Annotated in this window: 19 protein-coding genes; 14 read left to right on the top strand and 5 right to left on the bottom strand. The window is 39.4% G+C overall.

The genetic code is table 11. The features are described 5' to 3' along the window. Positions 1-42: 42 nt before the first annotated feature. On the top strand, positions 43-609 hold the full coding sequence (locus QGN23_RS12260) for a DUF2892 domain-containing protein (protein ID WP_133439598.1): 567 nt from the start codon (positions 43-45) through the stop codon (positions 607-609). A 298-nt stretch (positions 610-907) separates the two neighbouring features. Here the strand turns inward: QGN23_RS12260 and QGN23_RS12255 are convergent, their stop codons facing one another. From QGN23_RS12255 to QGN23_RS12245, 3 genes are all read right to left on the bottom strand, one after another. Then, positions 908-1,543, bottom strand: a complete 636-nt coding sequence (locus tag QGN23_RS12255) for a trimeric intracellular cation channel family protein (RefSeq protein ID WP_133439597.1) — start codon at positions 1,541-1,543, stop codon at positions 908-910. A gap of 358 nt (positions 1,544-1,901) precedes the next feature. Further along, positions 1,902-2,381: a pantetheine-phosphate adenylyltransferase gene (gene coaD, locus QGN23_RS12250; protein WP_282904562.1), complete on the bottom strand. Its 480-nt coding sequence runs from the start codon at positions 2,379-2,381 to the stop codon at positions 1,902-1,904. A gap of 73 nt (positions 2,382-2,454) precedes the next feature. Further along, complete coding sequence (locus tag QGN23_RS12245; protein ID WP_282904561.1) at positions 2,455-3,441, bottom strand: D-alanine--D-alanine ligase; 987 nt, start codon at positions 3,439-3,441, stop codon at positions 2,455-2,457. 151 nt (positions 3,442-3,592) lie between these two features. Between QGN23_RS12245 and lpxK the strand changes: the two genes are divergently transcribed. Beyond that, the gene (gene lpxK / locus QGN23_RS12240) at positions 3,593-4,618 is read left to right on the top strand and encodes a tetraacyldisaccharide 4'-kinase (protein WP_282904560.1); all 1,026 of its coding nucleotides are present in this window, start codon (positions 3,593-3,595) and stop codon (positions 4,616-4,618) included. After that, complete coding sequence (locus QGN23_RS12235; RefSeq protein WP_282904559.1) at positions 4,602-5,420, top strand: purine-nucleoside phosphorylase; 819 nt, start codon at positions 4,602-4,604, stop codon at positions 5,418-5,420. Before lpxK ends, QGN23_RS12235 begins: the two co-directional genes overlap by 17 nt. A gap of 266 nt (positions 5,421-5,686) precedes the next feature. Here QGN23_RS12235 and QGN23_RS12230 read toward each other — a convergent pair whose 3' ends face one another. Then, entirely contained in the window at positions 5,687-6,454 is a 768-nt protein-coding gene (locus QGN23_RS12230) for an NYN domain-containing protein (RefSeq protein ID WP_282904558.1), read from the bottom strand. Positions 6,455-6,572: 118 nt separating this feature from the next. Here QGN23_RS12230 and dinB point away from each other — a divergent pair, with 118 nt between their 5' ends. From dinB to QGN23_RS12180, 10 genes are all read left to right on the top strand, one after another. After that, on the top strand, positions 6,573-7,658 hold the full coding sequence (gene dinB, locus QGN23_RS12225; RefSeq protein WP_282904557.1) for a DNA polymerase IV: 1,086 nt from the start codon (positions 6,573-6,575) through the stop codon (positions 7,656-7,658). Between the two features lie 94 nt (positions 7,659-7,752). Next, positions 7,753-8,607 carry a helix-turn-helix domain-containing protein gene (locus tag QGN23_RS12220; RefSeq protein WP_282904555.1) on the top strand — a complete coding sequence of 285 codons (855 nt, stop codon included), beginning with the start codon at positions 7,753-7,755 and terminating at the stop codon, positions 8,605-8,607. Positions 8,608-8,618: 11 nt separating this feature from the next. Beyond that, positions 8,619-9,164: a hypothetical protein gene (locus tag QGN23_RS12215; RefSeq protein WP_282904554.1), complete on the top strand. Its 546-nt coding sequence runs from the start codon at positions 8,619-8,621 to the stop codon at positions 9,162-9,164. A gap of 354 nt (positions 9,165-9,518) precedes the next feature. Then, positions 9,519-10,061 carry a hypothetical protein gene (locus QGN23_RS12210; RefSeq protein ID WP_282904553.1) on the top strand — a complete coding sequence of 181 codons (543 nt, stop codon included), beginning with the start codon at positions 9,519-9,521 and terminating at the stop codon, positions 10,059-10,061. Positions 10,062-10,123: 62 nt separating this feature from the next. Further along, the gene (locus QGN23_RS12205) at positions 10,124-10,915 is read left to right on the top strand and encodes a fimbrial biogenesis chaperone (protein WP_282904552.1); all 792 of its coding nucleotides are present in this window, start codon (positions 10,124-10,126) and stop codon (positions 10,913-10,915) included. Beyond that, a complete protein-coding gene (locus tag QGN23_RS12200; RefSeq protein ID WP_282904551.1) occupies positions 10,908-11,927 on the top strand; it encodes a hypothetical protein in 1,020 nt (339 codons plus the stop codon). Before QGN23_RS12205 ends, QGN23_RS12200 begins: the two co-directional genes overlap by 8 nt. A gap of 6 nt (positions 11,928-11,933) precedes the next feature. Beyond that, positions 11,934-14,729 carry a hypothetical protein gene (locus tag QGN23_RS12195; RefSeq protein WP_282904550.1) on the top strand — a complete coding sequence of 932 codons (2,796 nt, stop codon included), beginning with the start codon at positions 11,934-11,936 and terminating at the stop codon, positions 14,727-14,729. Between the two features lie 808 nt (positions 14,730-15,537). Continuing rightward, a complete protein-coding gene (locus QGN23_RS12190; protein ID WP_282904549.1) occupies positions 15,538-16,212 on the top strand; it encodes a YceI family protein in 675 nt (224 codons plus the stop codon). A 340-nt stretch (positions 16,213-16,552) separates the two neighbouring features. Beyond that, entirely contained in the window at positions 16,553-18,028 is a 1,476-nt protein-coding gene (locus tag QGN23_RS12185; RefSeq protein ID WP_282904548.1) for an alpha-amylase, read from the top strand. A gap of 90 nt (positions 18,029-18,118) precedes the next feature. Next, positions 18,119-19,180 carry an NAD(P)-dependent alcohol dehydrogenase gene (locus QGN23_RS12180; RefSeq protein ID WP_282904547.1) on the top strand — a complete coding sequence of 354 codons (1,062 nt, stop codon included), beginning with the start codon at positions 18,119-18,121 and terminating at the stop codon, positions 19,178-19,180. A gap of 51 nt (positions 19,181-19,231) precedes the next feature. Here the strand turns inward: QGN23_RS12180 and QGN23_RS12175 are convergent, their stop codons facing one another. Beyond that, positions 19,232-20,500, bottom strand: a complete 1,269-nt coding sequence (locus tag QGN23_RS12175) for an alkaline phosphatase family protein (RefSeq protein WP_282904546.1) — start codon at positions 20,498-20,500, stop codon at positions 19,232-19,234. 213 nt (positions 20,501-20,713) lie between these two features. On the opposite strand from QGN23_RS12175, the gene QGN23_RS12170 reads away from it, so the two are divergent. Next, the gene (locus QGN23_RS12170; RefSeq protein ID WP_282904545.1) at positions 20,714-24,124 is read left to right on the top strand and encodes a T9SS type B sorting domain-containing protein; all 3,411 of its coding nucleotides are present in this window, start codon (positions 20,714-20,716) and stop codon (positions 24,122-24,124) included. The last annotated feature ends 69 nt before the right edge of the window (positions 24,125-24,193 follow it).

Here is a 24,193-nt window from a genome sequence, read left to right as displayed (position 1 = left end):
TCTCGACACAAATTATTATCTTTGCACCACTAAATTTTAACAATGAATAAATACATAAAATTCGTCATCACAGCCATAATGATTGCCTGCGGAGTTTATCTGATGATGAACAGAAATATCGGCTGGGGAATCGTAGTGGTTATTTTATCTGCCATTCCTGTTTTGCTTTTCTTTAAAAACGAATATATTTTATTGGCATTTTGGTTTTTAAGAAAACAGAATATGGTAAAAGCCTCAAGTTGGCTTGATAAAATCACCAATTATAAGTCGCAGTTGCACAGGACTCAGTATGGTTATTTTCATTATTTACAGGGACTTACTTTGGCACAGGACAATCCGTCGAAGGTAGAACCATTTATGAGAAAAGCCCTGGAATATGGTTTGAATATGAAACATGACCGCGCCATGGCCACCTTGAATATTGCAGCAGGAGCGATGCAGAAAGGAAGACGCCAGGAAGCGAAAAACTTACTGGAAGAAGCTAAAAAATTAGACACTGCCGGAATGATGACCGACCAGATTAAAATGATGAAAGATCAGTTGAAAATGCCGTCAATGCAGAAACACATGCATAATCCAAATATGCGGAACAGAGGGAAATTCTCTTAATAGAAAATAATTATTTAAGGTAAAGTAAGAAAGTCTGAGTTATTTCAGACTTTTTTTATGGGGAATTGTGAGCGCAGGAAAGGGCTGTTTATAATCCGTTTGACTGAATTTTATGAAACTCTTTATGACGAAAAGAACAGTTGCTGCTTTTTGAAAAAACAACTGAATGGTATTTTAGCCCCGATCGCAGTGGCATCCTTTTTCTTTTTTGGAAAAAAAAGGAAAAGATAGAACGGAGAACGGGACCGGTATTTCTGAGAAAACCTGCTCTTGTTGCTCCTAAAAAACACAATAACACTTACATTTCCGAATTATTATCTACCCCGTAAAATTTCGGTATCTGCCACTGGTATTTGATCGATAATGTTCGGATGGCAACAATCAGAAATATGGTGGAAATCTGTACAAAAGCGTAAGAAAGTGCCGTGTACTTCACCAACATCAAAAATATACCGCCGCCGACAATACAGGCTGTTGCGTAAATTTCTTTCCGGAAAATCAGTGGAATTCTGTTCAGTAAAATATCACGGGTAATTCCCCCAAAACATCCTGTAATCGTCCCTAAAGTAATACAGATCAAAGGATGCAGATCGGCATTCATCCCTTTCTGAATTCCAACAATGGTGAAAAGCCCCAGCCCAAAACTGTCGAAAATAAAAAGGGTGACCTTGAACTTTTTTTCCAGTGACTTGAAAATCATAGAAACAATACAGGTAACGAAAATTACCGAGCATATCACCATATCGTGCATCCAAAAAATGGGAACGCCGAGCAACAAATCACGGATCGTTCCGCCGCCGACAGAAGTGACAAAGGCAATGATGAGTACACCGAAAGGATCCAACCGCTTCTGCATCGCAGCAAAACTGCCCGACATCGCAAATGCAATAGTGCCCAATATTTCAATGGCTAATGTAAAGTTTTCCTGAACCATGTTTTTAATAAGTAATGAATAATAGGTAATGAGTAATCTGAACTGCTAATTTATAAATAAGTAATTGGTATTGGCTAATTTTTGCGGCTCATTACCTGTTGTTAACGTTCATTATCTATTGCGGCAGGCTATCCGAAAGTTTTTCTTGTAACTGGTCATCACCATTACAGTTTCATCACATTCTATTTTTAAATAATTTAATTTTTCTGAGGAACTTGAGGAACCATAAATTTGTTTTCTAATCACTTATAAATCCTCAGAATAAGCCAACCCAGAAAGAGCTCTGAGGATCGAAATGCACAGCTTTTTTGTTCTATCTCTAAAAAATTTGATTATAATCAGGATTGCTCATTACCCATTATTTATTGCTCATTTTATGAACACGCACCGCTTCCGGAACCAGGATTTCATAATTGCCTTCAAAGGTGATGATTTCACGGACGATGCTGCTGCTGATGAATGATTTGCCGGAAGAAGTTAATAAGAATATCGTTTCAATCATATTGTCTTTGGTCAATTCCCGGTTGGTTTGTGCAATGGCTTTCTCGAACTCGAAATCTGCTGGGTTTCTTAGTCCGCGCAAGATGAAATTTACATTTTTGCTCCGACAGTAATTGATGGTTAAACCCTCAAAATGATCAACTTCGATATTGGGAAATTTCTCAAATGATTTGCGGATAAACTCCATTCTCTGCTCCAGAGAGAACATGTATTTTTTCTGTGAATTTTGTCCGATCGCGATAATTATTTTATCAAATAAAGGATAAGCCCTTTCGACAATATCATAATGACCAAGCGTGATAGGATCGAATGAACCTGGGAAAACAGCGACTCTCATAGATGAATTTAGATTTTGAATGATAAAATTTTAGATGAAAAATAATTTTAAATCTAAAATAAAAAGGTTTTATTTAATTTTTCGCTAATGCTTTTTCTACTTCATTCCCACACAGATCTTTAATGGAAATCCCATAAATAGCAGCCTGTTGCGGCAAAATGGATGCCGGTGAAAATCCCGGATTGGTATTCATTTCGAGCATATAAGGAATTCCCTTCATAATGATGAATTCACTTCTTGAGAATCCACTCATTCCTAAGGCTTCATACGCGCGTTTCGAAATCTCTTCTACTTTTAAACGGGTTTCATCATCAATTCTGGCGGGAGTAATTTCTTCGGAAGCACCTTCATATTTCGCTTCATAATCGAAAAACTCTTTGTGAGGAACAATTTCGGTAATTCCTAAAACAATGGTTTCATTATTGAAATCAACAACGCCCACTGAAACCTCCATTCCATCGAGGAAACTTTCAATTAAAATTTCTTCGTCTTCAGCAAAAGCAAATTCCAGCGCTTTCTTTAATTCTGACTGTTCTTTCACTTTCGAAATTCCCAGAGAGGAACCCGACTGATTCGGTTTTACAAAAAGCGGCAAGCCTAATTCTTTGATGATTTCATCCTCCTTAATTTCTTCACCATGCCTTAAATAAATACTTTTCGCCGATGGAATTCCGTATTTTGAAAGAACGGCTAAGGTATCTTTTTTATTAAAGGTTAAGGCACTCTGATAAAAATCACAGCCCGTATATTTTTGACCGATGGTATTCCAATACGCCTGAAGTTCGCCGTTCTCGCCAGGTCTTCCGTGAATAATATTAAAACAGACATCAAACTTCACCTGAAATCCACTGCTTAAACTTACCGAAAAATCTTCTTTATTAATGGGGGCTTTTTCACCACGGTCGTCCAGGAAATACCATTCATCTTTTAAAATGACTACTTTATATACATTATAAAGATCGCGGTCCAGAGAATCGAAAATCAACTGACCACTTTTCAGGGATACTTTATATTCATCAGAATATCCGCCCATCACGACGGCCACATTTTTTTTGCTCATGAGGTAAAACTAAGGAAGCAAAATTAAGCAAATTGTTTAAACACCACGGCCATAATTACAAAATTTATATCATTCATTAAAATTAAGGAACTGACAAAAATGAGGTTTTAACTGTTTCCTGTACTGTTAAAAAGTCGTAATTTTGAACCCTATGAAAAGATGGTACCTCTACCCTTTTTCCCTGGGTTATCATTTGGCAACTGCCATTAGAAATACAATGTATAACTGGGGAATCTATAAATCGACCACATTTAAAACTCCGATCATCAATGTCGGCAATCTTTCGGTGGGCGGCAGCGGAAAATCGCCAATGGTGATGTATATCGCGGATCTTTTATCCAGGCATTACCGAACAGGCGTATTATCCCGTGGTTACGGACGAGTAACTAAAGGTTACGGCATCACGAATTACGACAGCAATTACAAAACTGTTGGTGATGAAGCAATGCAGCTTTTTGAAAGATTTAAAAACCGTTTTGTTATCGGCGTTTCTGAAGAAAGAGTTCCCGGTGCAAAAAAGATGATCGCCGACATGGATTTAAATGTCTTATTACTGGACGACGCTTATCAACACCGCGCCATAAAACCTGGCTTCAATATTTTGATGACGGATTATAATGATCCTTATTTTAGAGATTTTCTGTTACCGGCAGGGGATTTGCGTGAAAGCAGAAGCGGCGCAAAACGTGCCCAAATCATTATGGTTTCCAAATGTCCGGAAGATTTGACCGACGAAAAAAAACAATATTACATTTCGAGAATCAAACCTCAACATGACCAGAAAGTTTTCTTTTCGAGTATTGGTTATGATGAAAATGTGTATTCCAGGGACAAAATGATTCCTGATAATAATCTGGATTACTATGACATTTTATTAATTACCGGAATCGCCAATCCGAAACCTTTGCTTAAACATTTATCTCGTTTTTCAAAAAAGGTAAAGCATTTAAAATTTCGGGATCATCATAATTTTACCGATCAGGACATTAAAAATATCATTGCAGAATATAAAAAACTTGGCGAATATAAACTCATTCTCACCACCGAAAAAGACTACGTAAGGCTGAAAACTTTTGATTATCTTAGAGATCTTGTTTACTATTGGCCCATCAATGTGAATATTGACCGAAAGGAAGATTTTAATCAAATCATTTTAGATTATGTTAGAAAAAATTAAAGAGACTGCTCGTTTTATTAAAAACATGATTCAGGACACCCCAGATTTTGCAATCGTTTTAGGTTCCGGTTTAGGAAAACTGAAAGACGAAGTGGAACCGATTCATATTTTAGAATATCCTGAAATCCCGAATTTCCCCCAAACGACCGTCGCCGGACATGGCGGACAATTAATTTACGGAAAACTTGAGGGTAAAAAAGTGCTGATGATGAGCGGCAGATTTCATTATTATGAAGGGCACGATATTCAAACCATCGTTTTCCCTTTCCGGGTTTTTCATTTATTGGGAATTAAAAATCTGATTTTATCGAATGCTGCCGGTGGCGTAAATCCCGCATTCAATGTTGCCGATGTAATGATTATTAACGATCATATCAACATGATGCCGGAACATCCGCTGCGTGGAAAAAACTTAGACGAACTCGGCCCACGGTTTGTGGACATGAGCGAACCGTACAACAAAAACATGATTGAAGTTGCTTTAAATGTTGCCAAATATTTAGGCATTAAAGCGCATCAAGGTTGTTACGTTGCGTTGCAGGGCCCAACTTTTGAAACGCCGGCAGAATACGGAATGATAAAAGCCATCGGCGGCGACGCTGTTGGAATGAGCACCGTTCCGGAAGTAATCGTCGCTAAGCATCAAGGTATGGATTGTTTTGGGATTTCCATTATCACTGATGTTGGCGGACCGGATATCGCCTTCACTGTTTCGCACGAAGAAGTTCTGCAAGCCGCCGATAAAGCAATGCCGAACGTCATCAAAATTGTAAAAGGGTTGGTGAAGAATTACAACGCTTAATTTCCATCAACCATATAAATAGAGAAACGCATCTTTTCGGGATGCGTTTCTTTTGTTTCAAATCAATGGGATCAGGCACAAAAATGAGGTAAGACAGCAAAACAAACCGGCGCATGCTCTATTTCTACTGCACTTCCACTGATAGCAACCTGCACTGTATGCTGACTTTTAAGGCAAGGGGAAACAGAAAATCATGCAACTTCCTGGGCTTTTGAAGAACTTCAAAAGAATAAAACTTTTGTTCCTTTTGCGGTAAAAAAGAGACGCTATTTCACTTTCACATAAATGTGTCTGATATTATTCACGCCGGTTTCGCGTTCATCAATTTCGATTTTACCGATGCTTTTAATTAAAGGTAAAAGTTTTGGAAAACCGAAATTTCTTGGATCGAAATCAGGTTTCTTTTTAATAATGAAACTGCCGAGATTCCCGAGGAAAGTCCAACCATCTTCATCTCCCAGATCGTTAATACTTTCAGTAATCAATTTAATCGTTCTACCGTCAACTTTGCTGAGCGGTTCTTTTTTCCGTTTTGGTTTTTCCGCTTTTTTAGTGACTGTATTTTCAGAATCCTTTTCGGAATCTTTTTCAGAATCGTCTGTATTATTTAAAATTTCCAGATAAATAAATTTATCGCAGGCTGATATAAATGGTTTCGGTGTCTTTTTTTCGCCAAATCCGATTACGTTCATTCCGGCTTCCCGAAGTCTTGTCGCCAGTCTCGTAAAATCGCTGTCGCTGGAAACGATGCAAAAACCATTGACCTTTTCGGAATACAAAATATCCATCGCATCGATAATCAAGGCACTGTCGCTGGAATTTTTTCCTGTCGTATAACTGTATTGCTGGATTGGAGTGATCGCATTTTCCAGGAGCACATTTTTCCATCCGGAAACCGTGGGCTTGGTCCAGTCGGCATAAATCCTTTTGATGGTTGGCGTTCCATTTTTAGAAATTTCCTCCAGCATTTCTTTTACATTTTTGTAGGGAACATTGTCCGCATCGATGAGGACTGCTAATTTATCGTCTGTCATATTAGTTTTATTTTTTTAAAGAATATTGTTGTCACTGGTTATATCCAAATTTACACCATTTTTTCTTAAAGACATAATAATTAATGGGGATACCAATCCCATTTTATAATTTTACACCATGCAAACCGACCGAAAAATAATTCATGTGGATATGGATGCGTTTTACGCTTCTGTAGAACAACATGACTTTCCGGAACTTAAAGGAAAACCTTTGGTGGTAGGCGGTGGGCAACATGGCGTGGTTGCCGCAGCAAGTTATGAAGCCCGTAAATTTGGGATCCGTTCTGCGATGCCTGGAAGGATTGCTTTAGAAAAATGTCCGCATCTGATTGTCGTAAAACCGCGGTTCAACCGCTACAAGGAAATTTCTCAGCAGATCAGAAAAATCTTTTATGAATTCACCGATTTGGTGGAACCGCTTTCTTTGGATGAAGCTTACCTGGATGTGACGGAAAATAAAAAAGGCATCGAATCTGCACAGGAAATCGCGCGGCAAATCAGAAACCGTATTTTCGAAGAAACCGGGCTTACAGCTTCTGCGGGAATTTCTGTGAATAAATTTCTGGCAAAAGTGGCTTCCGATTACCGCAAACCCAACGGACAGAAAACCATTCATCCGACTCAGATTCTTGAGTTTATGGAAAAACTTCCGATCGAAAAATTCTACGGAATTGGAAAAGTGACGGCCAACAAAATGCATGAACTTCACATTTTCACCGGCAAAGAATTAAAGGAGAAATCACTGGAAGAACTGATACGGCTTTTCGGAAAGGCGGGGAATTATTATTACAACGTGGTTCGCGGAATTCATAAAAGCGAAGTAAAACCTCACCGCATCCAAAAAAGTGTCGCGGTAGAAGAAACTTTCTGGGAAAACCTTTTGGATGAAGATGCTGTTTTTAAGCAGTTGCAAATCATCAGCGCTGAACTGGAAGCGCGGCTTTCTAAAAAAGAAATCAAAGGAAAGTCTTTAACACTCAAGATTAAATATAAAGATTTCACCGTGTATACGCGTAGCAGAACGCAGGAAGTCTATTTTGACAATGCTCAGGACTTCTACGAAACCGCTCAAAACCTTTGGGGACTGCGACCATTTGACAAACCCGTGCGTCTGCTGGGATTATCACTTTCTAACCTCAATACACAGGAAAAAAAACAGATTTCTGTGCAGCTGAAAATCCCGTTTGAAGATTCAATAACATAAATCATATTTTATTCCTAGTATTATCAGTAAAAATTTAATATCTTTATCATATTATTCTTCCACACGGAAATAATACGCATTATAAATACAGTTAATGAAAACATTGAGAGATTGGGGACTTAGCACCCTTACAGATATACAGGACGAAGACAAGATGATTAATTTTTCAGGATATTCCATCCTGTATTCCGCAACAGAAAATGTACATCTGCTTATTTTCGATAATGAAGTGCATCTTCCACCTGAAACTTTCTATTTTATACCTCCAAAAAGCCCGGTTCAGTATTTGGGTGAAACCAAAAGTGCGCTTCTGATCTGGTTTAAAGTCGATCTTTTCGTGGACAGACTTGAATTTCTGCAGCACATCAAGAGGGGAATTTTCTTCAGAGATCCTCTCGGAATGGCGGTGGAAAATAATTTCATGTCCTACACCTCAATAATGAAATATTACTATCTGCCTACACAGGAAGGGTTAATGAATATTATTTTCGCTAAAAACCTGCTGGTCAACTTTCTGGAATTTATCCTGATCCGCACCCTGATGGTACACGATCCCAAGCTGTATGAATACCGTAAAGACAGTTACGAAAAAGAAATAGCCAATGAGTTTGTTTATCTGTTGCAGAAAGAAACCACCTTCAGTTTCACCATGGAACATTATGCATCGCAGCTCAACATCACAAAACGGACCCTGGATAACGCAGTGCAGACCATGTACGGATGTACCGCAAAACGGTTCATTACTGCCAAGGCGTTGGAAAAAGCCAAGAAACTACTGCGGGGAACAGAAACTCCCATCAAGACCATTAGTCAGGAACTAGGATTTTCAGAAGAGAGCAATTTCAGTAATTTCTTCCGTAAACACACGAACAGTTCACCCAGTGAGTTCCGTGACCATGCAATAAGCCAGATTCCAAATCTTCGGTCGGCTCGTCTTAGTTCCAATTAATAATTTGTACAATGAAGACTCTCATAACTTTCGGTCTCCTTCTGCTTACCGCCCTGTTCCCGAAAAAAGCAACTGCTCAGAGTGACGGTGCTGCAGTCCTGAATATAGTTTTGCATCCCGTTCAAACCCTGATGATCAATGCTGCGGATCAAACCGTAAACTTGGAATACAGAACCAGAGAAGATTACAGCAACGGGGTCAGCCTTAACAAAGAAAACCATTTACAGATCTACAGTACAGGTGGCTACGTAATCCGCGTAAAGACTGCGGACCCTCGGTTGCAGTCAACCGCAAACAGTGCAGCCGGAATTGATGCCGGTGACATTACAGTTACAGCGAGTAAAGGTACCACCATTGGCTATGAATCGTTTATCTCTGCCCCGGTACTGCTATCAGCTTCTTACGTCGAACTTATTTCAAGCGCTGTGGGAGCCAGTAAAGCATTTAATATCAACTACACTGCAAAAGGAGACAACAAATATCTTAATCTCTTTACCAAGAACAAGAATCCAACGGTATATACCACTCAGGTAGTCTACAGTATTGAACCTCAGTAAAGCCTGGTTCACAGACTGTTACTAACACACCACTAGCATATTCCCTTCCCGCTTTTCCTCCTGATCAAATCAGCGGGAAAAGCGGTGTTGTTTCATATTTCTACCCCTTAAAAACTTCAGGCCAGAAATGCGGTCCCCTGAAAAAGGAACAAACCGAACGGTATTAAAATAAAGATAATGCAAAAAAAAACATTGATAAAAACAAAAACTGCAATAGACGTTTGGATGAACAAATGTATAAGTTATTTGTTTTTTTTCATAAAGTACTTTAACTAGTAGCACATTACCTTTGCACCATCAAAAAAGCACCTAGCTTACCAACAACATTTGAAACAACAACAACAAAAAAAAATTATGAAAAAAGCAATTTTATTCGCAACGTTCTTAGGAGGATTATTTGCAGCTAATGCACAAACCGCAGGACCTGCAACTGGAGATGTAACACTTAACGTTAACCTTTACCCTTTACAGTCTATCGTGGTGAACCCATCAAAAGTCGTAGACTTAGACTACAAAACTTCAGCAGATTACTTAAATGGTGTTAACAAGACGGAAGTTGATCATTTAAACGTATTCAGTACCGGAGCATTTGATGTAAAAGTAAAGTCAACTGATACTAACTTATCAGGAGCAGGAACAGCAATTCCATTAACGGACATTAAAATTATCGCTTCTCAAGGAACCACTACCGGAACAACTCCTTTAATATTTGTCCCGGCTTCTGAAGTAGCTCTGTCAGGGACTGAGCAGATCATTGGCGGAAGTACTGCCGCAGGAAGTGGAAACATCAGTGTTAATTACAAAGCAGCAGGTAATAATGATTATTTATCACGTGTTGTGGGTGGTGCAAAGACAACATATACCGCGAATTTAGTGTACTCTATTATTGCAAAGTAATCTAATTTTCAATATCTCTAAAGACAATTTAAGACGCTCTTAAATTGTCTTTTTTCAATTATATGAAGAATCTCCAATATCTTTTTTTTCTGTTGCTGGTTCCCTTTGTTACCGTTCAGGGCCAGACAGGATTGAGTGTAAGCCCACCAAGAACGTATGTAACTTCTGTCGCCGGGGAATCCACGGTGAACAGGATTCTGGTGACCAATACGAGCAAAAGCACTTCTTTAAATCTGACCGTTTCATTAAGCGACTGGCAATACGAAGAAAGTGGGAATAACATCATGGCAGACCCAGGGACACTGCCTAATTCTGGAGCCTCATGGATTACGGTGAAGCCGCAATCTTATTTTACACTTCCGCCAGGGGAAACCCATGAGCTTGAAGTTACACTTACCGCCCCGGCCCAAACCGATTCGGTGCAAGTGCATACCGCTCTGCTTTTCATTACGCAGACCAATCCTGTAGATTCGTTCGAACAGGGCGCTCTTGTGAAGGTAAGTTTAAGATCGGGGGTCAAGATTTACCACCGCTACAACACGCCAGCAAATCCCAATATCGAATTTAATGATTACCGGTTCGAAAAGAAAGCCAGAAATCTGGATCTTTCTCTGCAGAATACAGGAAATACCTGGACCGACGGTACGGTAATTACAGAACTGGTGAATGTGAATGATGGTACCAAATACGAACTCGCCGATCAGATTATCTACACCCTTCCCGGTGACCGAAGAAACGTAACGGTTCCGCTACCGAAAAATTTAAAACCCGGAAAATACACTGCTTCATCCACCCTGTCTTATGGCGACGATGATACGATAAAAATGGCCGAACTGGCTTTTGTATATGAATAAGACTTTGCTTTTTATCAGTATACTGTGGACCGCTATTTATAGCGCACAGCCAGTAAAAGTTACCGCGTGGGCACCTGGCTGGGCCGGCGTACAAAATTATAATGGACTGCAGGTTAATAACCATTCTGTAATTTTTCTGGAATTGCAGGATTCTCAGGGAAATCAAATGAAAGAATGGACCCTGTCTTTCCGTGTAAATGGGAATATTACCAACGGCTCCAAGAATTTTCCTCCTTCCAGCTTGAAGTTTCAGTTCAGTTATCTCACCAGTAACGGACCCAATTCAGATGGGGTCTATCCCACTCCAGGAAATATGGGTCTTATAACAAGCCCCGTTCCGTTTCCGGCTTTAAATACTACTACAGATCTGGTGAAGAACTCAAAGTACAGTTTCCAGGTCAATAATAAATATTTTTCGACAAACCTGAATTATCATCTTATTATTGATGGTGGCGCCTACCTGCAGGAGTATTACTCTCCGCAAAATTATGTAGTTAATCTAATGATAGAACTTAAGAATGCGAAGGGAGAATTACAGGCGACGGCACCGCTTAGATTTGAGATGCAGATTATGCCTAGTGGACCCCCTCCAAACTCTCCCACTTACGGCATTCAGTTTGACCAAACCGCAAAAAATGTTCTGCTGGAATTTAAAACAGCGAATGATTATGCAAATGGCGTTTCCAAAACCTTAACCAAAGCATTTTCTACATTCTCAAATACGCCGTACGTTGTACGGGTAAATACGCTCAACACCGACCTGATCAGCAGCACCAACAAAACCCTGCCGGTAAATGCCGTCAAATTAAGTGTACGCGACAGTCAAACCCAGACTGTTACCGGAACCGTGAATCTTTCCAGTTCGCAGCAGAATGTATTAACCAGCGGCTTACACAGCACAGCCAAATTCTTTGACACCATTTATTCCACACAGGCAGGAGATCCTACATTTTTCAACAAATCATCCGAACAATACTCAGGAACGCTGGTTTATACCATGATTCCTCAATAAATAACTGTGGGCTTATTAAGGACTATATTCAGCTTCTTTTTCATACTCGGAACAACACTCGCTTATTCCCAGAGTGATGGGATATCCATCGAAACCGACAAAGCAATTGTGGTGGCCAATGGCGAGATGCGGAGCTTGATGGTCAGCATTGAAAACAAAAGCGAAACCCTTCAGAATTTACATCTTGTAACCAAAACCGACGACGGCGTACGGGTACTGAACACGGGAACCCTTATTAAAATTGAGCCCAAAGAAAAAGTTTTTCTTCCTTTTAAAATTTTTATTGAAAAAAGGCAGCCCGCCGGCTCTTCAGTCATCACACTGAACTTGCAGGATTCTACAAAAAAAACGGTAGCATCGTGGGAAACTGTACTGACGGTAGAACCTAAGCGCCTCCTGAGGATCTCTGCCAATGACCCGCAAATTCTTATCTACAGGGTGGGAGATTCTCTGAAAATTTCGTCTCAGGTGACCAATGGTGGCAACCAAACCGAGCAGGCAGAAATATATGCAACCTTTCCGCAATATCTGGGCAGCGAAACGGTTATGAAAAAAAAAGTGACCCTCCAGCCCTTTACCAGTCAGGAAGTCGTTTTTTCAAAAATCATTGACCGCGATCTGTTAAAACTGGAGATTTTCACAGTAAATGTCGCGGGAACAAACAGCAATAAAGAATTTTTTGGTAATACCATGGTGACCGTACAGAATGCATTAGGAAACCGCCGGTATATAGATCCGCTTCAGAACAACAGCTATCGCGGTGGTAGCGCAAATCATATTTCCTGGAGCACCAGCAATCCTTTTGATAAATTTTCAGCTTCTCACAATGTTGACGTCCGCACAGAAGTGAATTTAGGCAATACCAAAGCCACGGTAAACCTCAACGGGACTTACTGGCCCAATCTTGACACAAAAATGCTTTTTCAAAATTCCTGGCTGAAGTTGGAGCATAAGGAGTTCGGCGTACAGCTTGGGAACCTTAACAGCTCTGATTTAGAGATTACTCTAAATGGAAGAGGTGCACAATTTACCTATACCCCCGATGCAGAGCGAAAAACAATGATTACTGCCGGTGCAGTTGAAAAAAGCTACAATATCTTCGATCCAGTCCGGTTTAATAATTTACCGCGCGGATATTCTGCATTTGCTAAAACGGCCTACAGCATGGATGAAGACAAATCGCTGGATGGCGAAGTGATTTTAGACACCGACACTTTCCAGAAAAGCTTTATCATCAAAGGGGGATATGAATATAACAACAGGATAAACGAATCATACGGCATCGACCTTGGTTATGGTCATACACGATCCGTAACGGATGATAATAATGCAGAATCTTCGGTATCCATAGGCCTTAACTACCGTAAAACCTGGGACAAATATGCGTTCAGCTCTGCCAATTATCACAGCAGCGGTTACTATCCGGGAATTAAACGGGGCAGCACAGTCTCTGAACAGCGCGTAAGCAGATCTTTTGAGAAATTCTCTCTTTACGGAGCTTACAGCCTTAATATGTATGACCCAAAAAATATTGAGCCGCTCTACCAATTCAATTCGCTTACGCAGAGGCACCGGGCAGAGCTCGGTTCTAATTTTACCATCGCGAAAAGAATTGGAGTCAATATGATTTCACAATTTTCCACCGAAAAATCAGATGTGTTTCTTGGAGATTATTTTTCGCGGTTGCCTGTACAATTTAATTCTGCCTCGCTGGCCACTACACTTAACTACAGTACAGCAGACCAAAAAAACAGAATCACCTTTACTTACGCACAGGGAATTTCGTACTACCAGGACATTACAGAACCGCAGCATATTTACAGTTTTCAGGCTAACTTGCAGCACATGAACCTGATGCTCAGCACCAACTATCAGCGGGGAAATTTCATGCTTTATGAAGGAAACCGCAATGGCGATCTAAGTTCTGACACCGAAAAACTTTCAGCCTTAGCGACCTACCGGCTCATCCTCCTGAACAATAAGCTGAATCTGAATCTCAGTACCATGGCTAATCTCGACACTCAGTCAGGAAACAGCTTTTCCTTCAACTCCAATTTCGATTACCGCCTGTTCCGCGCGACGAAAATCTTTGGCAGCTATAATTACAGCATCTACTCGCGAAACGGTTTCCGCACGGGAAATAATTATTACCAGTTGGGAGTCACTCAGGATTTACCCAGCATAGGTGATGAAACCGTGAAATATAAAAACGGAAGCATCAAGATTTTCACCTTCTATGACCTTAACAATAATAATATTTACGATCCGGAAACCGACCAACCTGCCAGGGGCGTAAAAGTAAAAATCAACAATACCATCTTCATTTCCGGCGATGACGGCAACATCAGATACCGCAAGGTGCCTTACGGTGAATATAAGGTAAAATCAGTAGAGAACGACTGGTATGGCGATGCCAGCAAAATAGACCTTCAGCAGAAAGAAATATTCCTCACGCTTCCGCTGGAAAAAACCAGCATCATGAGAGGCAAGGTGGTCTATGAGAAAACGTCGAAAACTCAATATGAGGTTCAGGAGCATCTTGCGGGAATACCGGTTCTTTTCAGAAACACCTCCGGCAAAATATTTACTTTCTACACCAACGCCGTAGGGGAATACACGGCCTATATCCCTTTAGGAACCTATCACGTCTCGCTGGAAAGCCAGGTATTGCAGAAAAATGTCTATGTAGACAAAAACATTGAGTCTGCGGTTGCCGAACAGGACGTGGTAAAAATTCTTGAAAATATCCTTCTCAAAGTAAAAGAGAAAAAAGTGGAAGTAAAGAAATTCGGCATCCAGTAAGAGACCTATCTAAAATCAACAGCATGCTAAAAGCGGATTTAGATACAACCGCGTTTCTGATCATAAATCCATCTCACAATTATTCACGGTGATTCTTTGCGCTCAAATTAAAAACAAACAATTTTACCAAGAGCCTGTTTAAACTATTTTATTTTTAAGCTCTTTAAACTTTAAGATTCAAAACCTTTGTGACTCCTTTGTGGTTAAAAGAAATAGAATTGATCGCTTATTTTTCAACATTAAGGAATGAAGAATAATTAAGATTTCTCTAAACCTTGTGACTTTTTGTGGTTAAAAAAAATAGAATTGATCGCTTATTCTTCAACATTAAGGAATGAAGAATAATTAAGATTTCTCTAAACTTTGTGACTTTGTGGTTTTATTTAAATTTAACCAGGCTCTAAATGAAAAAACAGGTATTTCAGGACGGGAAAAAGCCAGGCCAGAACAAGACCTTGCAAGACACCGTACTTCCTCAAAATATGTAAATTGATTACAATGTGCAGACTGCAAACTTAGAAGAAGGTATTGTGAAAACTTTAGAAAATTTCGTTCTTAAAGTAAAAGAAAGTAGAAGTCAAAAAATTTGGTATCGCAGATTAATCAATTTAGAACGCCTGAGCATCAGTTGACTTCTCTTTTTTTAATTTCACCGTTTCGCGGTCTCCTCCCCTTTTGAAGGATATCAATGATTTTCCTTTCTCATTTGAACTTTGTTCAATCATTTCTGCACTTCTTATCATAGGTCAATACCTGCCTCGATTATCCGCTTTAATTTTGCATCAAATTAACAATTAAATATTTTACAATGAAAAAAATATCAATTTTGGTACTTTCAGTCGCTCTGGTTGCCGTATCATGTAAGGAATCAAAAACCGACAACGCTACCGCTACCACAGAACAAGCCGTTGCTGAACATGCAGGTGAAACCTTTACCGTAAATTCAGACAGCAGCACAGTGAACTGGACTGCTTACCACAAAGGCGGATTGAATCCAAGATTTGGAACTACCAAAACGACAGGGACCTTTTCTGTAGAAAACGGAAACATCACTTCAGGAAGCTTGGTTTCAGACATCAATACTTTAACCACGGATCCTACTGCCGTAGATCCTAAAATAACTGAAGGAAAAACTGCTGCTGACCTCGACATGCATTTGAAAAGTGCAGATTTCTTCGATGTTGCAAAATATCCAAGTGTGAAATTCGACATTACTAAAGTAGAAGATATTGCTGAAGGTACAGAAAGTAAAGTAGAAGGAGCCAACAAAATAGTAAGCGGAAACCTTACCATCAAAGACAAAACAGTAAACGTAACTTTCCCTGCGAAAGTGGAAGTGACTGACGGGAAAGTAAATTTCGTGTCTAAATTTACCATCAACAGACAGGATTGGGGCTTAGCTTACGGCGCTGAAGGCGACCCAAAAGACTGGATGATTTCCCAGGAAGTTGACCTCGAACTGAATATTGTTGCTGATAAATAATTTCTTCAACACCATCCATTAGAAGCCGCATTTTTGCGGCTTTTTTTTGTGGCATAACCAGGAACTGAAAATCTTTCTGATCATTTAGTAGTAATTTTATCCTCCACCGAAAAAGGCAATTAAATCGCAACAAGTCCTATATAAGGTCTTTGGATATGGTCCGTTCTTTTTTTTAATATTCCTTTGGCAATAGTAAGCGCTTATTTAATTCTATTTTAAACACGCTCAAAACTCCATAAAATAACTTTTGAAACCAATTTCAATCCTTTAAAAACAAAAAAACCGACTTCTATAGCCATTTCGGGATGGTTTTTGCTCCTCCATTTCAAAATCTTTACATATGAACCCAACCATGATTCAGTTTTTCCATTGGTACTCAGATGGAAATTCGCAACTGTATGATCAGATTAAAAATTCAACTTCTTATTTAAAGGAATTAGGAATTTCTGCAGTTTGGTTCCCTCCCGCGTACAAAGGTGCTGGTGGCGGTTATTCGGTAGGTTATGATCCTTATGACTTATATGATTTGGGAGAATTTGACCAGAAAGGGACCGTTGCCACGAAATACGGAACCAAAGAACAATACCTTAATTGCTGCAAAACGCTGCAGGAAAACGGAATTTCTGTAATTGTTGATATTGTCCTCAATCACAAAGCCGGTGGTGATGAAAAAGAAAAATTCCATGCTGTAAAAGTGAATCCCGAAAACCGCCAGGAAAACCTGTCTGAACCTTTCGAAATAGAATCCTACACTCAATTTACTTTTCCAGGAAGAGGCGAAAAATATTCAAATTTTAAGTGGACTTTTCAATGCTTTTCCGGGGTTGATTTTGCCGAAGGTCAGGAAGAAGGAATTTACCAAATCATCAATGATCACGGCGAAGGTTGGGAAGAAATGATTTCTGATGAAAAAGGAAATTATGACTATTTAATGTACAACAACATCGACCAAAGAAACCCTTTTGTACGCGAAGAATTAAATAATTGGGGCAAATGGTATCACGACCAGATTCATTTTGACGGTGTCCGTATAGATGCCGTAAAACATCAATCGCCTGAATTTTATAAGGAATGGCTCTACACTTTAAGAGCGAATACCGGAAAGAACATTTTCGCAGTCGGCGAATATTGGGCGCCTGGAGAAGTGCACCTTTTGGAAGAATATATCGCAACCACAGAAGGTTCGATGAGTTTATTTGATTCTTCGCTACAGCAGAATTTTCATGTTGCTTCTTTAGCGGGTGCCGAATATGATTTAAGGGAAATCTTTGATGAAACTTTAACCCAGGCCAACCCACTTCTATCAGTAACGCTGGTAGACAATCACGACACGCAGCCTTTGCAGGAACTGGAAGCTCCGGTTGAAAAATGGTTTAAGCCGTTGGCGTATGCTTTAATTTTATTGAGAAAAGACGGTTATCCCTGTGTTTTCTACCCCGATTTATTTGGAGCACACTATACCGATAAAGACAAAGAAGGAAATGATCAGGAAATATTTCTTGATAAAGTGGAGAAGATTGAGGAACTCTTGAAAGCCAGAAAATTATTTGCTTACGGAGATCAGCGCGATTATTTTGAAGACGCAAATTGTCTCGGCTGGGTTCGTGAAGGTGACAGCGGTCATCATGGTTGCGCAGTGGTTCTCAGCAATAAAGACGCCTACAACAAACCAATGGAAATAGGAGCGCAATATGCCGAACAAACTTTTTACGATTTTATGGGTTGGTTTGCAGATAAAATCACCATCGATGAAAACGGTTGGGGAAACTTTCCTGTTCCGGCGGGAAATGTTTCGGTGTGGATTCCAGAGGCCTGACTTTTACAATTCCAGCCATAATTATTTAGGACTTTATTAACATAGTTTCTTTCGTTAACCTATTATCTTTGTTAAATTAAAATTAAAAAAATGAGCAACAACCTTCATATAAAAGCATTTGGAACACCCTCAAAAGATGATGATTTAAAAGAAATGACCATCGACCGGCGAGAGGTGCAACCGAAGGATATCGAGATTGATATTTTATATTGCGGCGTCTGTCACAGTGATTTGCACACTGCTAGAAATCATTGGGGCGGCACAAAATATCCGGCCGTTCCCGGACACGAAATTATCGGAAGAATAACCAAAGTCGGCGATGAAGTGACCAAATTTAAAGTCGGTGATTTAGCTGGTGTGGGCTGTCTGGTGGATTCCTGCAGAGAATGCGAAAGCTGCAGACATGATCTTGAACAATATTGCCTCAATGGATCTACCGGAACTTACAATGGAAAAGACCGATATCTAAACCAACAAACCTTTGGAGGATACTCCGAAAAAATAATAGTTGATGAAGATTTTGTTTTACAAATTCCAGAAAACTTAGACCTAAAAGCGGTCGCACCGTTACTTTGTGCGGGAATTACCACCTGGTCACCATTGAGACACTGGAATGTAAAAGAAGGAAGCAAAGTCGCTGTCGTTGGTTTGGGAGGATTGGGCCACATGGCGATTAAACTGGCAAGAGCATTGGGCGCCGAAGTAACTTTAATCTCCAGAAGCCCGGATAAAATTCAGGATGCTTTGGATTTAGGAGCACACGCCGTTGTCATTTCCACTTACGAAAATGAAATGAAAGCCGCCGCAGGAAAATTCGATTTAATCATCGACACTGTTCCTTACGATCACGATATCAATCCTTATCTGGCAACATTGAATATCAATGGAACTTTGGTTTTAGTAGGATTTATCGGAAAACTGGAAAATGCATTATCGACGCCACCGATGATTTTGGGCAGAAGATCAGTTGCCGGCTCTGTCATTGGCGGAATTAAAGAAACTCAGGAAATGCTGGATTTCTGCGGCGAACACAATATTTTACCGGAAATTGAAATGATCAACATACAATACATCAACAAAGCTTACGAAAGAATGTTAAAGAGCGATGTGAGGTACCGTTTTGTCATTGACATGCAGTCTTTGAAAAATTAAGAATCCTTATATAATTAAAAATCCGGTTGACAACTCAGCCGGATTTTTTTTTTATTTTTTGAGGACTTCTTTCGCTGTTTTTTGCGTTCCATCAATCGGTTCCGTAATTTTTAAATTTAAAATATCAGTAACAATGGGATAAATATTTACGTTTTGAAACACATTTACTTTTTTATCTTGTTTGAAAGCTGGGCCGAAAGCGATAAAAGTTGCTTTCATTTCAGAAACTTCATAGGGACTGTAACCATGTTTCCCGACAGAAGTATTTTTGCCTTTTTCTAAAAATATTTTTGGAGCTTTTGGAACGAGTAGAATTTGTCCGATTCGATTATAGCGATCGTCTTTCAGTGCAAAATTCAATTTCTTTGGGAATCTTTTATTCAGGAAAACATCATAATCCGGTGTTTTATTTCTCTTCAATTCTTTGTAAACGGATTGTATTTCTGCTGGATTTTTCACCACAACTCTCAATAATGTTTGTGCATTATAAAAGTCAAAGCGGTTTTTATCAAAAAGAATTTCGGGGATTTCTATCGGATTTTCCAGATCTACCTTTATCATTCCATGATCAGAAACAAAAATAAAGTTGACGTTTTTCAACCCAAGCTGATTGACTTTTTCAACTAAATTTCCGATGGCCTGATCTATTACCTGAACTGCATTTTCGGTTTCTTTACTTTCCGGCCCGAAATGATGTCCACTTGCATCTACTTCCGGGAAATACAAACTGATGAAATGGGGACGACGGTCTTCCGGTAACTGGAGCCAGTCTATTACTTTCGCCACTTTTTCGTTAGGCGTAAATTTTTCATGGTAGTGGTAATAATAGGTTGGGCGCATACCACCGGCATCACTTGCAGAACCCACCCACATCATCGAGGCAGAAAGGGCTCCCTGTTTCTCTGCCAAAGTCCAAAGCGGTGTTCCGCCATACCAGGAACCGTCTTCTGCAGCTTCCTTATTGCTCATGGCGTACAACTTTTTCTTTTGATAATCGTAGAAATAATTATCAATCAAGCCGTGATGCGCAGGATACAAACCGGTAATTAAGCTCCAGTGATTCGGAAAAGTGATGGTAGGAAAACTTGGCAGCATGGCCTTTGCTGAAACGCCGTTTTCCACTAATTTTAAAAGATTTTTGGTTTGAAATTTTTCAGGATAGTCGTGTCGGAAACCATCAGCGGAGATTAAGATCACATAAGGTTTCGAAATTGTTGCGGCAGCGTTTTTCCTGTTTGGAACTACCACCTGCGCGGTATCTGATTGTGCAAAAACAGCGAAATAACTTAAGATTAAAAGAATGGAAACGATTTTTTTCATAAAACGATAATAATGGCAAAGTTAACTTTTAATAAAATAAGGAAATTATTTTTAAAAAGAAACTGCGCTTCAGGTAAACTTAAAGTAAACTTTTAAAAAAACCTCAATCCGGAAATATTACTTTATAAACACTTAAAAAGACTAGTAATAGACTAAATTTCACTAAATTATGTTAAAAAATATTACATTTGCAAGGAACCCCAGGCCTTCAATATGAAAAAATCATTACTCCTTTTATTTTTCTTTATTTTCTTCAGTTCTTTCGCCCAGCTTGACCGTGAACATTGGTTTGCCCCGATGGTTGACCGGGTTAGAAATACATCACAATATCAGTCGATATATCTCTCAACAAATGAAACAACTCCTTTCAAAGTTGATATTTACCACAACAATATTGTAGTAGCTTCAGTCAACATTAGCAAAAATAATCCTGTAAAATATAGCATTCCTAATGCACAAAGAAACAGGATTATCACCACAAACCAATCCGATTTGTTTACACCTGTAGCAATGGGTCTTTATTTGAAAGGCGACAAGCCCTTTTTTGCCACTTTACGATTCTCGGTAACAAATCATGGTGAAATACAAACCTCAAAAGGAACCGCTGGTTTAGGGACCGAATTCCGCGCCGTCATGGCCCCAATCACAGTAGAAAATGCCATTCTGAATTTCATGAACAGCATCATGGCGACGGAGGATAATACCAAAGTAACAATCACTGATTTTGAATCGAGCGTTAAGTTTTCAGATGGCATCAATCGTTCTCAAATTACATTTACCTTAAACAAAGGCCAATCATATATCATCGATGGGACTGGGGAGTATGAAGACAACTATACTGGTTATATCGGCGCAAAAATAGTGTCTGACAAACCAATTGTTATTGCTAATGGAAATTTCAATGGGCAATATGCCGGCGACCTCCCCAACTCTTCGGATATATTGATGGACCAAGGTGTTCCTGTAGATAAACTGGGTCAGGAATTTGTACTAATGAAAGGAAATGGAGAGACCAGTTCCAATATGGAGAAAGCGATCATATTAGCCACTGAAAACAATACCGAAATTTATATTAATAATGGAGCGGCACCTGTTGTAACATTAAATGCTGGACAATATTATACGACCGATAACAATGCGTACATTGAGCAAGCTTATGGTCATTTCAACATGTTCATTAAAGCAACCAAAAATGTTTACATTTATCAGTTATTGGCTGGTGCAAGATCAGCTTCCGAAGCAACCGGTGGGTTTAATTACATCCCACCCTTGAACTGTTATCTTCCCAAAAAGATTGATGAAATTGGTAAAATCAATGAAAATGAATACTCTTCAAATAATGTAAATTATAGCTTAACAGTCCCTACAAAACTCAATATCATCACCGAAGCAGGAGCTTCTTTGGATGTAAAGAGCAACGGAGTTTCTTTAATTCTGAATGCAAGCAATGGCCCGTTCGATGTTTCCGGGAACAACACCTGGGTTACCTATTCCATTCCTAATATCACAGGAAACATTGCCATATATTCCTCCAAAGCCGTTACGGCAGGTATCTCTGCCGGAAATGATGCCGTGGGTTACGGTGGTTATTTCGCGGGATTCTCTTCCATTCCACTGATTACAAAAACGGAGGGTGACTGTCTTCCTGATGTAAAATTAGAAGTAACAGAGGGGTTTGACCGATATGAATGGCTCCAAAAAATTGGAACCACTTATGTTCCGGCTCCCGGGGTAAACAACACCTTTGTATATATTCCTACACAAGCGGGTATATACGCCGTAAAAGTGAAACAAGGTTCCTGCGATGAAATACAAACGCGCGATTTTAAATTTTACAACTGTACCACCTTTACGAATTATGATTTCACCACCTGTACGTCACAGGATATCACGCCGATTTTTGCTTTAAGTTCCCAAACCATAAATACGCCTACTCTTACCATAAATACGCCACCTACGAAAGGAATCGCTGTCATCAATGCAGATGGAACCATTACTTACACCGCAAACCCAAATGCGACAGGAACAGACACTTTTAAATTCTCATTCTGCGGAAATGGCGACATTCCCGATTGTGAAATCTTGCAGGCAACCATTCATCTCAATCAAGTCGCTACCAGCAATGTGATTTTAAAAAAATGCAGCAGTGTCAACAGTGCGGTTTTTAATTTGAACGATGCGACCGTAACACCTGATACAACGGCTCAGAAAAGCTATTACAGCGATGCCGGTATGCACAATTTAATCCCTAATAATCAACTTGCAAATTATCCCGGTACAGAGGGTGATTTTATTTATGTTTATATCAAAAACAGTTTCGGTTGTGATGCTGTTGCTACGATAACATTGGCAATAGATTATCCTCTTGTTGTCAATGAAAACCTTTATACTAAAAATCACTGTGATGAAGATGTAGACGGGATCATCGACGGGAAATATAGTGTTAATGTAAATTCAATAACACCTGTAGTCATTCAAAACAGTACAAGTCTTACCATTCGCTATTATGAAAATGAAATGAAAGCAATAACTGGCGGCAGTGATAATATTACAGGAGTTTATGTTTTTTCTACAGCGTATCATGAAGTATGGATCAGAGTCGATACATCAGGTGATTGCCCTCCTACAGTCAAGAAGATTGTTTTAAATATTGGAACCAAGTTAAATATTAAGAATGCAGTCTCAGATTTTGCCTGTGATAACGATTTAGATAATGAAGCCAATATTAATCTAGCCTCCTATATTGCGCTGTTCAGTACCGATTCTACTGTTGCGGCAACATATTTTGATGACCTTACGAAAGCACAAAACAATTTCGCTGGGGAAAACATTATTGCAGACCAAATGATTAAAGGCAACAAAATTTTCTATTACCGGTTAAAAAAACAGGGATTTTGTGATGCCATCGGAACTTTAAATATAAATTTAAGACAGCCGCAAAAATCCACGGTGTTAAAGGATAAAAAAATCTGTCCTGATGCAAAAACAAGTCTTGATGCCGGTTCAGGATTTGACGGATATCTTTGGAGCACTGGCGAAAAAACTCAAGTTATACAAAATCTTCCCGTTAATGATTATTGGGTAGACTTGTATTCCAATGGTTGCATTTACAGACAAAATGTTTCCATAACTGCAATCGCTCTTCCACAAATTACACGCATCGACATTCAGGGCTCTACCGTAACGGTGAATGTTACCGGCGGAAATCCTCCCTATCAATACGCCATAGACCACCTTAATTATCAGTCTTCCAATGTTTTTTTGAATGTTCGTGGCGGCGATCATACGATTTCTGTCATATCAGCCGACAATTGCACTCCGGTTTCAGTAGATATCAATGTTATACAACTCTACAACGCTATTACTCCAAACGATGACGGAATTAATGATGTTTTAAATTATTCCGGTTTACTGAAAAAAAATGAACCTTCGCTACAGATTTACAACCGTTCTGGACAAACCGTATTTAGTGGTGACAAAAACAACCGTTTTTCCTGGAACGGAAAGTTTGCCGGAAGAGCAGTAAACACTGGAACTTATTGGTATGTGATGTCCTGGAAAGAGCCGGGTCACGAAACACTTACCCAATACAGCGGTTGGGTGTTGGTTAAAACCAGGGAATAAAAATCCTTACTATTCACAGAAAAACCTGAATTCAATATAAATTCAGGTTTTTCTTTTTTTATCAGTGAC

The sequence above is a fragment of the Chryseobacterium gotjawalense genome, from assembly GCF_030012525.1.
In the GTDB taxonomy this organism is placed as follows: Bacteria; Bacteroidota; Bacteroidia; order Flavobacteriales; family Weeksellaceae; genus Kaistella; species Kaistella gotjawalense.
This window is presented reverse-complemented; position numbering and strand designations above follow the sequence as displayed.